At 72.3% G+C, this 10916-nt stretch carries 12 protein-coding genes and 1 pseudogene; 6 read left to right on the top strand and 7 right to left on the bottom strand.

Annotated elements, in window-relative coordinates:
* Positions 1–129: 129 nt before the first annotated feature.
* The 3 genes from ACGFMP_RS34235 to ACGFMP_RS34225 all read right to left on the bottom strand — a co-directional run bounded on the left by ACGFMP_RS34235 (position 130) and on the right by ACGFMP_RS34225 (position 2086).
* Complete coding sequence (locus ACGFMP_RS34235) at positions 130–300, bottom strand: DUF5670 family protein (RefSeq protein ID WP_031516930.1); 171 nt, start codon at positions 298–300, stop codon at positions 130–132.
* Positions 301–483: 183 nt separating this feature from the next.
* On the bottom strand, positions 484–1200 hold the full coding sequence (locus ACGFMP_RS34230; RefSeq protein WP_393677559.1) for a hypothetical protein: 717 nt from the start codon (positions 1198–1200) through the stop codon (positions 484–486).
* A 433-nt stretch (positions 1201–1633) separates the two neighbouring features.
* The gene (locus ACGFMP_RS34225) at positions 1634–2086 is read right to left on the bottom strand and encodes an ATP-binding protein (RefSeq protein WP_393677557.1); all 453 of its coding nucleotides are present in this window, start codon (positions 2084–2086) and stop codon (positions 1634–1636) included.
* Positions 2087–2367: 281 nt separating this feature from the next.
* Here ACGFMP_RS34225 and ACGFMP_RS34220 point away from each other — a divergent pair, with 281 nt between their 5' ends.
* On the top strand, positions 2368–2913 hold the full coding sequence (locus ACGFMP_RS34220; RefSeq protein ID WP_393677555.1) for a hypothetical protein: 546 nt from the start codon (positions 2368–2370) through the stop codon (positions 2911–2913).
* A gap of 15 nt (positions 2914–2928) precedes the next feature.
* Here the strand turns inward: ACGFMP_RS34220 and ACGFMP_RS34215 are convergent, their stop codons facing one another.
* Positions 2929–3255, bottom strand: coding sequence for a YkvA family protein (locus ACGFMP_RS34215; protein ID WP_393677553.1), 327 nt, complete (start codon positions 3253–3255; stop codon positions 2929–2931).
* Between the two features lie 160 nt (positions 3256–3415).
* Between ACGFMP_RS34215 and ACGFMP_RS34210 the strand changes: the two are divergent.
* Positions 3416–3830: pseudogene (locus tag ACGFMP_RS34210) on the top strand (ArsC/Spx/MgsR family protein).
* A gap of 2 nt (positions 3831–3832) precedes the next feature.
* On the opposite strand, the gene ligA reads toward ACGFMP_RS34210, so the two are convergent.
* Both ligA and ACGFMP_RS34200 read right to left on the bottom strand, forming a co-directional pair.
* Positions 3833–5872, bottom strand: coding sequence for an NAD-dependent DNA ligase LigA (gene ligA, locus ACGFMP_RS34205; RefSeq protein WP_393677551.1), 2040 nt, complete (start codon positions 5870–5872; stop codon positions 3833–3835).
* Positions 5873–5950: 78 nt separating this feature from the next.
* Positions 5951–6658, bottom strand: coding sequence for a hemerythrin domain-containing protein (locus ACGFMP_RS34200; protein ID WP_393677550.1), 708 nt, complete (start codon positions 6656–6658; stop codon positions 5951–5953).
* Positions 6659–6751: 93 nt separating this feature from the next.
* On the opposite strand from ACGFMP_RS34200, the gene ACGFMP_RS34195 reads away from it, so the two are divergent.
* Positions 6752–7372 (top strand): TetR/AcrR family transcriptional regulator, encoded by a 621-nt coding sequence (locus ACGFMP_RS34195; RefSeq protein WP_393677549.1) that lies wholly within the window; start codon positions 6752–6754, stop codon positions 7370–7372.
* Positions 7373–7425: 53 nt separating this feature from the next.
* Entirely contained in the window at positions 7426–8271 is an 846-nt protein-coding gene (locus tag ACGFMP_RS34190) for a prephenate dehydratase (RefSeq protein WP_393677547.1), read from the top strand.
* 291 nt (positions 8272–8562) lie between these two features.
* On the opposite strand, the gene ACGFMP_RS34185 is transcribed toward ACGFMP_RS34190, so the two are convergent.
* A complete protein-coding gene (locus ACGFMP_RS34185) occupies positions 8563–9123 on the bottom strand; it encodes an NADPH-dependent FMN reductase (RefSeq protein ID WP_393677545.1) in 561 nt (186 codons plus the stop codon).
* A 102-nt stretch (positions 9124–9225) separates the two neighbouring features.
* On the opposite strand from ACGFMP_RS34185, the gene ACGFMP_RS34180 reads away from it, so the two are divergent.
* Together ACGFMP_RS34180 and ACGFMP_RS34175 are read left to right on the top strand one after the other, a co-directional pair.
* Complete coding sequence (locus ACGFMP_RS34180) at positions 9226–9684, top strand: MarR family winged helix-turn-helix transcriptional regulator (protein ID WP_393677543.1); 459 nt, start codon at positions 9226–9228, stop codon at positions 9682–9684.
* 55 nt (positions 9685–9739) lie between these two features.
* Complete coding sequence (locus tag ACGFMP_RS34175; protein WP_393677542.1) at positions 9740–10801, top strand: LLM class flavin-dependent oxidoreductase; 1062 nt, start codon at positions 9740–9742, stop codon at positions 10799–10801.
* Positions 10802–10916 lie beyond the last annotated feature (115 nt).

Below are 10916 nucleotides of genomic sequence, written 5' to 3'. Positions count from 1 at the left end.
GGGGTGTCGGCTCCCCCTCCTGCCCGCCCTCCCCCCCCCCCCCCCCCCCCCCCCCCCCCCCGCGGCGGGCCCCCCCCCGCCCCCCCCGGGCCCCCCCCCCCCCCCGCCGATCGACCTGCTCATCTGCAACTACCAGCGATACCAGCGACCCCTGCCGCCGCTGGAATGGGTACCGCGCATGACGAACCCGAGCAGCCAGAGGACAAGCACCACGACGGCGATCCACCAGAGAAGGTGGAGTGCGAATCCCGCGCCGAACAGAAGCAGCGCGAGCAGAAGAACAACCAGCAACGGTCCCATGATTATCAACCTCCGAGGAGCCGTCTGCCCCTGCTCCCTTTGCTCATGCGGAATCACCCGCACCGTTTTCGGCCGGATTTCCGAGTCTCCGTATTCCGGCCGGACATGACGCAGCCCCGGCCGGGGTCCGGCCGGGGCGTGCGCGCATCCGGTGGTGTTCGCCAACGCTCCCGGCACGACGGGTCAGTGCAGGAGGCTCACCGCGCGGGCGATCACGAGCAGCGAGGTCATGAGCGCGGCGATGCTCTGCACGCTCATCATGATCTTCGCCCGGGTGGAGAGCGGCATGGTGTCCGTGGGGCTGAAGGCCGTCGAGTTCGTCACCGAGACATACAGGTAGTCGACCAGCGTCGGAACCCAGTCGGAGCTGCCGCTCGCACCGTCCGCGACCTCCTGGACCGCGTCGTCGTTCTCGTCCTGCGAGAAGCGGAAGTCGGCCAGCGGAAGCTGCGAACGCTCGGCCTGCGTACGGGAGACCGGGCCGCCCCGGTCCAACTCCCAGTAGGCCAGGCCGAACACGATGATGTTGGTGAGCCACACCTGGAGCGCCGCGACGAGCAGTGAGCGGCCGTCCTTCGCCCCGGCGTCGACGAGTTCGTGCACCAGCAGCCCGAGGGCGGTGAGGTTGCCCGCGGCGATGACGGCGACCAGGCCGAGCGACAGCGCCCGGGTCGTCCTGGTCTGCCGGGTCAGCCGCTTGGGGTTGAAGGCGACCAGCGGCACCAGGAGCAGCGCCTCGAGCAAGGGCAGCACATACCGTGGTGCGACGAGCAGGCTCCCGGGGAGGACCAGGTAGAGGGCGATCGCCACCAGCGTGGCGATCACCCCGGGCAGCCTGGCCTCCCCCCGGCGCTCGTGCCGGGGGTGCCTGAGGCGGGCGTCGGCGCGGCTGCGCGTCATCGGCGGTTTCCTTTCGGCCGTCATGGCTGGAGACCGCGTACCCCCGCGCAGGCAGGCCACCCGGCGGATCCGCCGCGCCCACGGAGTCAGGACGGGAGCACATGGACGGGTCGACGTCGGCCGCAGGGAAGGACGGCGCCTTCCGCCTGGACTGGTGATCAGAGCCTGCCGGCAGGGCGCCCTACCGCCTGGTGCTGCGCCCTGCCGGCACCGGGGTCCGGGTGGGGTTGTCCGACGCGAGCCCTCGACTCGCCGCTCCGGCCCCCGGCCGGCCGGCCGCGCCGGGAGGCTTCGGCATCCGGCTGGTCGCCAGGCTCGCGCGCCGGTGGGGTGCCACGGAGCAGCCGGCCGGAAAGGTCATCGGGCTCAAGGTGGGCCGCTGAGGTGACACGGCGCGAAGGAGAACAGCGGGCATGCCCGTCCTGGCGCTCCTTCAGGTCGGGGCCATCTCCAGCCAGACGGTCTTGCCGGCGCCGTCCGCGTCGGGGTCAACCCCCCACGAGCGGGCGAGCCGGTCGACCAGGCGCATGCCGTAGCCGCCGGGGGCGCCCGGCGTGTCGAGGTTCCTCATCACCGGCTCGGCCGGGCTCGCGTCGCTGACCTCCACCCGCACGGTGCCTCCGTCGACCGGGCCGTAGTCGCACAGCGCGACGCGGTACGGGGCGCTGCCGTACTGGCACGCGTTGGACAGAAGTTCCGACACCAGCAGCACCACGTCGTCGGCGGCATTCGGTGCCGCCCCTGAGCCGTCGAGCGGCCAGCCGAATTCCGCCAGCGCCCGGCGGGTGAAGTCCCGGCCGGCGGCCGCTGCCCCGGCCTCCACGCGGAGCCTCAGCTCGCGCGTCGTCCTGATCGACCTCGCGGGAGCCCGTGTTCGGTCACTCATGTCCACCGTTTCCCCTTCCGCATGGCCACAGCCCTGCCGCAGCGGATCCTTCCTGACGTACGGCCGCCGTGGCGACGACCGCGGGAAACGAGCGGCGGGCCGTGGCTGGTTCCGCGTCTCCACGACTAACGCCTGCCCTCCACCTCGATGGGAAACCCGAAAGTCCTCGCGCCCTCGGCAGGACCCGCGGCTCGGGCGGCAGCACCTGCGCCCGGTTCCGCCGTCGGCGGAACCGGGCGGGGAAGCTTGCCCTCGGCTCGCGGTGGAGTAATGGTGATTACATGATTACAACCCATGAAGAACTGCGCGGCTGGTTCGCCGGCCGCATCCCCGACGGCCTTTTCGAGAGCCTTGCCGAGGTGACGGTCGACCGCGAGGAGATCACCGTCGTCGGGCGCATCGCCGAGCCCTCCCTGGCCAAGGACACCTCGGGCCCTGAGCAGGTGGCGGCTTTCCTGGCCCGCGCCAGGGAATTCCGCGAGCGGACCCGCGACGACCGGATCGCGGTGGCCCGCGAGGCCGAGCAGCGGTTCGGCAGGAAGGTCTCCTGGGGGGCGGAGTGCGGCACCGAGCGCGTCCTGTTCACCCACGTCGCCGCACCCGTCATGACCCGGCTGCGGCAGCCCGAGCGCCAGGTCCTCGACACCCTCGTCGAAGCCGGGGTGGCGCGCAGCCGCAGTGACGCGCTGGCCTGGTGCGTACGCCTCGTGCAGAGCCACACCGACGACTGGCTCACCGAACTGCGGGACTCCCTGGAACAGGTCAGGCGGGTGCGCGCCCAGGGCCCCGACACGGCCGCCGAGGAGGCCACTGCCGGGGAGGAATGACCGGCGGAAGGGGCGTCATTCGGCCTTCCGGCCCGGTTCCCGCCCCCCGCTCGCGCCGCCGCGGCCCACCCCGTAACGGCTCGCCGCCGCGTGCAGGGAGCGCAGGGCCAGCAGCAGGAAGCCGATGTCGTCGAGGTAGATCGGATCCGGCAGCAGGTCGACGGGCCAGATGAGATAGGCCACCGACGCCCAGAACATCGTCTTGGTGGACATCGGGACACCCGAGGACTTGAGCACCCGCCACGAGCGCACGAGCTTGACCAGCAGCCTGATCGCGATCACGAGGCTGACGACCGCGACCCCCGCCAGCAGCCAGAGCAGCAACCGCTCCCTGCCGTCCATCCGCACCACCTCCGCGCCGTCCGCGACGGCTCGCCTTACGCCTGCCCCGTATATCGGCGATCGCGCCGGCGGAGGTGAGCCGGTTCGGCCGCGGTGCGGTCGGGGCCACGCCCCGGGCCGGTCTCCCTCGACCCCGCACCCCGCCAAAGAGGCCGAGGCCATGGAAATCTGGATCAACCCGAGCTGTTCGAAGTGCAGTTCGGCGCTCGCCCTGCTCGACGAGGAAGGGGCGCACTACACCGTGCGCCGCTACCTGGACGACGCGCCCAATCCCGCCGAACTCCGCGTCCTGCTGGAGCGGTTGGGCCTGGAGCCGTGGGACCTCGCGCGCACCGGCGAGCCGGTCGCAGCCGAGCTCGGGCCTCGCCTCGTGGGCCAGGGACGGCGTCACCCGCGAGCGCTGGATCGAGGCGCTTGCCGCCCGCGCGGCCCTGATCCAGCGGCCGATCATCACCGCGGACGACGGCAGCGCCGTGGTGGCCCGCACCGGGGAAGCCGTCCGCTCGGCGCTCGCGCCCGGCACTCGGCAGGAGCGGGAGCAGCAGCGGGAGCGGGAGCGGCGGCAGGAGCGGTGACCTCAGGAGAGCCGGTCGGCGACCATCTCGGCGAACTCCTCCTCGGTGACCACCCTGACGCCGAGCTCCTGGGCCTTGGCGAGCTTGGAGCCGGCCTTCCCACCGGCCACCAGGAGGGTCGTCTTCCTGGACACGGTGCCGGACGAGGTGCCACCCGCGTCCTCGATGAGGTCCTTCACCTCGTTGCGGTTGCGGCCGGCGAGGGCTCCTGACATCGCGCCGGTGACCACGACCACCTGGCCGGCCAGCGGTCCGCCGTCCGCCGGTTCGCCGACCGGCTCTGCCATGTTCACCCCGGCAGCGACCAGCTTGTCGATGACGCCGCCCATCGCCGCCACATGGGCCGCGATCTTCGGCGCGTTCGCCGCCGGCAGCTTGGGCACGGCGGCCAAGAGGTCGGGACCTGCCGCGCGGATCGCCTCCATGGTGCCGAAGTAGCGGGCGATCTCGCGGCTCAGGGTCCGGCCGGTCCGGACGATGCCGAGCGCGCAGAAGACCCGGTTGAGCGGCTTCGCCCTGGCCGCCGCGATCTGCTCCAGCAGGGTGTCCGCGCGCTTGTCGCTGCGCGCCGCGACGGCCAGCTGCTCCCGGGTGAGGGTGAACAGGTCGGCGACATCGCCGACCGAGCCGTCCTCGACCAGGGCTTCGAGGAAGGTGACGCCGAGCCCGTCGATGTCGAGCTGGTCGCGGCCGACCGCGTACTTCAGGGCGGCCAGCAGCCCGCAGCCGCCGCCCGCTCCGCCGGCGCACTCCCAGCGCTCGCCTGAGGTGTCGATCGCACCACCGCACTTGGGGCACGCCTCGGGAAAGGGGATGGGAGTCGCGTCGTCGCCGCGCAGGTCGACGACCGGGGCCTCGATCCGGGGGATGATGTCGCCGGCCTTCCACACCGTCACCACGTCGTTGATCATCAGCCCGCTCTTGGTGATGAACCCCGGATTGTGCAGCGTGGCGTAGCGGATGAGGCTCCCGTCCACCTCGACCGGCTCCAGCAGCGCCCGCGGCGCGATGATGCCGGTCCGCCCGACATTCCACTCCACGCCCAGCAGCCTGGTCCGCCGCTCCACGGCGGGCAGCTTGTACGCGATCGCCCAGTGCGGGTGGCGGGTGGCGAGCCCGGCCCGCTCCTGCTCGGCGAAGTCGTCGGCCTTGACCACCACCCCGTCGATACCGAAGGGCAGCTCGGCGCGCAGGCCGACGATCTCCTCGACGCGGGCCTGGACCTCCTCCAGCGTGGCGAACACCCGCAGGCCCACCCCGGTCGCGGCCGTCGTCCGTATGCCGGCCGCCGCGATCTGCGCCATGACACCCGCGTGCGTGCCCCCGCTCAGGAAGTCCACGCCGTCCAGGGCGACCGCGCCGTACGCGAAGAAGGTCGTCTCGATCACGTAGTCCCGTGACCTGGCGCCGCGCAGCGTGCCGGCCGTGCCGTTGCGCGCGTTGGCGAACGGCTTGTCACCGTGCGAGCGGCGCAGGTCGTTGGCCGTCGAGAACTGCTCCCGGGTCAGCAGCACCTCGCCGCGCACCTCGACGCTGACGTCGTCGGGCAACAGGACCGGGAGGCCCACGATGCTGCCGATCGCGGGCGACAGGTCCTCGCCGTGCGCGCCGTCCCCGCGGCCGACCAGCTCGACCAGGCGGCCGTGCCGGTAGCGGGCGGCCACGGCCGCCCCGTCCAGCTTCGGCTCGACCGCGAACCCGCCGACCGCCGGCCGGCCGAGGCGGCGGTCCAGCGAGGCACCCCACTTGGCCAGCTCCTCGGCGCTGAAGACGTTGTCGAGGGACAGCATGGGGACGGTGTGGGCCACGTCGCCCGTGGGCGCGGCGCCGCCGCCGACCTTGCCCACCGGCGAGTCGGGGCGGACCTGCTCGGGACGCTCGCGCTCGTAGTCGGCTATCCGGCCGACGAGACGGTCGTAGGAGGCGTCGTCCAGACGGGTGTCCCCGTCGCCGTAGTAGGCCGCGCAGGCGGCGAGGGCGGCGTCCACCGCGAGCTCGTAGCTCTCGCGGTCGGCCAGGGTCCCAGGGGTCACGGTGGTCATGGCACCGATCCTTCCGCAGGGGTATGACAGCGCCCCCGGGGCGGAGCAGCGAGAGCCCGCCGTCCGGCCCTGGGGGACTCAGCGATACGCGACGGCTCCCAGGTCCCTGGCGGCGGCACGGTAGCGGTTGACCAGCAGCGGGCCGGCCCAGCGCAGCGGTGCCGGAAGGTTCGCCCGCATCTCGGCGTACCCGGTGACGGGCTCGGGCTGCGTCATCAGGCCGAGGACGAAGTGCGGCCCGCTCCGCGGCGCGCCGTCGACTATCGCCTTGCGCAACGGGGTGATCCGCGCATCGGGGACCTGCGGGAAGAGCGCCTCGAGTACCGGCTCCTCGGCGGCGAGGTGGTTCGCCAGGATGTCCTGGACCTTCCGGGCCGCCGGGTGGGCCGCCACGGCGGCGATGCCCACCATCGCCACGACGTCGGCGGGGCCCTTCCCCTTCCGCGCGGCGGCGATGGCGTCGGTGGCCCCGGCGAGTGCGGCCAGCTCGGCGTCGAGCGCCTCGTGCTCCGTCGCCAGCCGGTCCAGGTCGGCCACGGCCGCCGGGAACAGCTCGCGCAGCACCGGCCAGAGCAGTTCGTCCTCGCTTGCGTGGTGGTGGTGGACGAACCCGACCAGCCAGCGCGACACGGTGACGAGTGCCTTGTGGTCGACCGGGTCGCCTGCCGCGAGGCGGGCGAAGGAGTCGGCGACCAGCGCGGTCCCCCGCCGCATGATCCCGTGCACCGCGAGGAGCTCCTGGTAGAGGCGGGGGCCTTCGTGGCGTGCTGCGGGTGTGGCGGACATGCGGACGGCCTCTCGGAGCGACTAATTCAGGTAAATGGCAGTCTAATCAAATGAGAGACCATGCATCGAATCAGTCTCACGTAGGCTTCGGAGGTGTCAGCGACCCGCCCGTACCACTCCCCCCGACGCTCCGAGGCCGCCGCCGCCACCCGGCTGGACATCCTCGACGCCGCCCGGCGGCTCTTCCTTGACCGCGGATACGCGCAGGTCACGGTGGCCGACATCGCGCGTGAAGCGGGGATCGCGGTCAAGACCGTGTACGCGAGCGCCGGCGGCAAGGCCGAGATCCTCCAGGAGATCGTCGGCACCGCGGTCAGCACCTCGGGAGCGCAGGAGACCGTGGACCGGGTCAGGAGGTGCGCCGACGGGGCATCGGCCCTCGCCGCCCTCGCCCGCGGCACGCGCAGGGGCAACGAGCGGAACCGGGCGTCGGTGACGATCCTCTTCGGCGCGCTGCCCGTCCACGAGAGCGCCGGTGCACTGTGGGAGGAGGGCACGGCGGTCTACCGGCAGGCCCTCCACGATGTCGCGGAGCACCTGTCGCTGACCGGGGCCCTGCGCGAGGGCATCGAGGTCGAGCGCTGCGCCGATCTCCTGTGGCTGTGCTTCGGACTCGGCGCCTGGCGGACACTGGTGGAGGAGTGCGGCTGGACCTGGGACGCTGCCGAGGAGCAGCTCACCGCCATGGCCGCCGGTCTTCTGCTGCGCCCCTGAAGCTCCCGCGGTTCCGACGACCGATTCATCGAACAGGCAGGAAACCGAAGCGCATGACCACCATCGCCTACCAGGGGGAACCGGGTTCCAACTCGGCCGCCGCGACCGCCGACCTCTACCCCGGCAGCACCGGCCTGCCCTGCACGAGCTTCGAGCAGGCGCTGGACGCGGTGACGCTGGGCACCGCCGACCTCGCGGTGATCCCGGTGGACAACTCGGCCGCCGGGCGCGTCGCGGACGTGCACCACCTGCTGCCCGAGTCGGGGCTGTCCATCATCGCGGAGTACTTCCTGCCGATCCGCTTCGACCTGGTCGCCGTCCCCGAGGGCACGGCCGAGCAGATCGAGTACGTCCGCAGCCATGTGCACGCCCTGAGCCAGTGCCGCAAGATCCTGCGCGAGGGCGGCTGGCGCACCCTGGTCACCCAGGACACGGCGGGCGCCGCACGCGAGGTGGCGGAACTCGGCGACCCCCGGCACGCGGCGCTCGCCCCGCCGGCCGCGGCCCGCGAGTACGGGCTGCAGGTGCTCAGGGCAGGCGTCGAGGACGACCCGGACAACACCACCCGCTTCGTCGTCCTGTCCCGGGACTCCGTACTCCCCGCCGACACCGGCGCACCCACGATGACGAGCCTGTTCTTCTGCGTGCGGAACATCCCCAGCGCGCTGTACAAGGCGCTGGGCGGCTTCGCCAGCAACGCGGTGAACATCACCAAGATCGAGAGCTACCAGCTGGGCGCCGGGCTGCAGCCCGCCCGCTTCTACGTCGAGGTCGAGGGGCACCCCGACGAGTCGCGGATCGCCCTCGCCCTGGAGGAGCTGCACTTCTTCTCCTCCGAGGTGCGCCTGCTCGGCGCCTACCCGGCCCACCCCTACCGCCGCCGGGGCCACGAGCGCTGACGCGCGGGATCACCGGGGGCCGGGATCGCCGAAGGCCGGGAAGGCTCTCCGCCCTCCCGGCCGACCGGACACTGCGCGCGGTCCGAGGGTCCCCTGTGCCGCACCGGGGCGTCCCTTCCCCGGTGCGGCCCCTCGGATCGCCCGCCCTCCCCTTCGGGCCGGCCCTCCGCGGAGACCGGCCCCCTCCTCCCCTCGAGCGGCCCCGCACGGGCCGCTCGTCCCGAAGGGCCGCCGATCCGGCACCGAGGCGCCGGTGCGGCCCGTGTCACCGGGCGGTCGCGACCGCCCGGATCACTTCGCGCGGAGCGGCGCCAGGGCCTCGCTCCACGCCACGACCTGGTCGAGCGTGGTGCTGAGGGCGTCGGCCTGGTGCGGGCCGGGCTTGAAGACGCTGAAGTTCTCGAAGTCGGTGAACAGCGACAGCGCGACCTGGGCGCGCACGTCGGCCATCTGCAGCTCACCCGAGATCAGGCGCAGGTGCTCCACGGCGCGGGCGCCGCCGACCGAGCCGTAGCTGACGAAGCCGACGGCCTTGTTGTTCCACTCGGCGTAGAGGAAGTCGATGGCGTTCTTCAGGGCGCCCGAGGTGGAGTGGTTGTACTCCGGGGTCACCATGATGAAGCCGTCGAACGAAGCGATCTTCTCCGCCCAGGCCAGCGTGTGCGGCTGCGCGTACTGCCCGAGCGACGGCGGCATGATCTCGTCGAGGTGCGGGAGCTTGTAGTCCAGCAGGTCGATGAGCTCGAACTCCGCGTCGCTGCGCTGGGCGGCGAGCTCGTGGACCCACCGGGCGACGGCTTCGCCGTTGCGGCCGGGGCGGGTGCTGCCGAGGATGATGCCGATCTTGGTCACTGCGGTGTCCTCACGTTCGTTCCGGCTGGGGCGCCGGAATATTGCTTGACGAAGCAAGCAAACATCGGGATAGTTGCTTCGTCAAGCGAGTAGAATGTGGTCATGAGCACTCAGGAGGATCTTCAGCCGATGAGCGCGGCGGAAGAAGCGCTGGTCCGGGCACTGGGCAGGCTGCTGCACGTGCTGCCGCGCGCCGTCGACCAGGACATGGCCCGCGCCCGCCAGCTCCCGCTCTCGGAGTACATGACACTCATGCACCTCTCCGAGGCACCGGGCCGGCTGATGCGGATGAGCGAGCTGGCCTCGACCTGCGACCTCTCGCTGAGCGGGATGACGCGCATCGTGGCCCGTCTCGAACAGCACGGGCTGGTCAAGCGGGTCCGGTGCGAGGCCGACGGCCGGGGCGCGAACGCGGTCCTCACCGACACCGGTCTGCAGCGGCTGAAGGAGGCCTGGCCCGCGCATCTGGCCAGCGTCCGCCGGCACCTGCTCGACCATGTCGACGCGGCGGACCTCGAAGTGGTCACCCGCGTTCTGCAGCGCATGGCGACAGCCTGCTGATCCGGGCGGCGTTCGGCTTCCACCGGGCCGCCGCCCCGCACGAAACGAGAACCCGATGCACTCCCCCGTTCCCCCCTTCCCCGAGTCCGTCACCCTCGGCCTCGACACCTTCGGCGACGTGCCGCACGACGAGCGGGGCGAACCGCTCAGCCACGGCGCGGCCATCCGCGGGCTCGTCGAGGAGGGCGTCCTGGCCGACGGTGCGGGAGTCGACCACTTCGGCGTCGGCGAGCACCACACCGACTGGATGCCGCTGTCGGCCGCCGACGTCGTCCTCGCCTCGATCGCGTCCAGGACCTCCCGCATCCGGCTCGGGTCGGCGGTGACGGTGATCAGCTCGGACGACCCGGTGCGGGTCTTCCAGCGCTACGCCACCCTCGACGCGGTCTCGGGCGGCCGCGCCGAGATGATCCTCGGCAGGGGGTCGAGCACCGAGTCCTTCCCGCTCTTCGGGTACGAGCTGAGCGACTACGAGACGCTGTTCGAGGAGAAGATCGGCCTGTTCGCCGAGCTGCTCAAGGAGGGGCCCGTCACCTGGTCCGGCAGCACGCGCGCCCCGCTGAACGGCCTGTCGGTCTACCCGCACACCGAGTCGGGACCGATCCCGACCTGGGTCGGCGTCGGCGGCAGCCCGCAGTCGGTGGTGCGGACCGCCCGATACGGATTCGCGCTGATGCTGGCCGTCATCGGTGGCGATGTCGCCCGCTTCGCACCGTTCTCGCAGCTGTACCGCAGGGCGCTGGCGGAGTTCGGGCAGCCGGCCCGCCCGGTCGGTGTGCACGTACCCGGCCATGTGGCGGCCACCGACGAGCAGGCCCAGGAGGAGTTCCTGCCGCATCTGGAGCGGACGATGCGCATGGTCTCGGCCGAGCGCGGCTTCAGGCCCCCGACACGGGCCGACCTGATGCGGGACGTGGCACCCGGCGGGGCGCTGCACGTGGGATCACCCGAGACGGTGGCCCGGAAGATCGCAGGCACCCTCGGCGCCCTCGGCGCGACCCGCTTCGACCTGAAGTACGGCATGCCCGGCATGGCGCACGGGCAGGTCCTCTCCTGCGTCGAACTCTTCGGCACCAGGGTGGCTCCCCTGGTGCGGGACATGCTCGGCGGGAGCTGAGCGGGGCGGGGATCGAGCCGCGTCTCCCGGGCGGTACGCGGCTCCTCCGGCCGCCGCCAAGCGCGCCGCGACCGCCCGGGCGCGACTCTCATGGGACGCCTGATTCTGCAGTTGA

This window comes from Streptomyces sp. NPDC049040, assembly GCF_043197715.1.
GTDB lineage: Bacteria > Actinomycetota > Actinomycetes > Streptomycetales > Streptomycetaceae > Actinacidiphila.
This window is presented reverse-complemented; position numbering and strand designations above follow the sequence as displayed.

Bases quoted from the DNA above. Each gene is read 5' to 3' on its own strand.
- ligA (WP_393677551.1), bottom strand. From the start codon at position 5,872: ATGACCACCGTGACCCCTGGGACCCTGGCCGACCGCGAGAGCTACGAG.
- ACGFMP_RS34190 (WP_393677547.1), top strand. From the start codon at position 7,426: ATGACCACCATCGCCTACCAGGGGGAACCGGGTTCCAACTCGGCCGCC.
- ACGFMP_RS34225 (WP_393677557.1), bottom strand. From the start codon at position 2,086: ATGAGTGACCGAACACGGGCTCCCGCGAGGTCGATCAGGACGACGCGC.
- ACGFMP_RS34235 (WP_031516930.1), bottom strand. From the start codon at position 300: ATGGGACCGTTGCTGGTTGTTCTTCTGCTCGCGCTGCTTCTGTTCGGC.
- ACGFMP_RS34220 (WP_393677555.1), top strand. From the start codon at position 2,368: ATGATTACAACCCATGAAGAACTGCGCGGCTGGTTCGCCGGCCGCATC.
- ACGFMP_RS34230 (WP_393677559.1), bottom strand. From the start codon at position 1,200: ATGACGCGCAGCCGCGCCGACGCCCGCCTCAGGCACCCCCGGCACGAG.
- ACGFMP_RS34200 (WP_393677550.1), bottom strand. From the start codon at position 6,658: ATGTCCGCCACACCCGCAGCACGCCACGAAGGCCCCCGCCTCTACCAG.
- ACGFMP_RS34175 (WP_393677542.1), top strand. From the start codon at position 9,740: ATGCACTCCCCCGTTCCCCCCTTCCCCGAGTCCGTCACCCTCGGCCTC.
- ACGFMP_RS34215 (WP_393677553.1), bottom strand. From the start codon at position 3,255: ATGGACGGCAGGGAGCGGTTGCTGCTCTGGCTGCTGGCGGGGGTCGCG.
- ACGFMP_RS34180 (WP_393677543.1), top strand. From the start codon at position 9,226: ATGAGCACTCAGGAGGATCTTCAGCCGATGAGCGCGGCGGAAGAAGCG.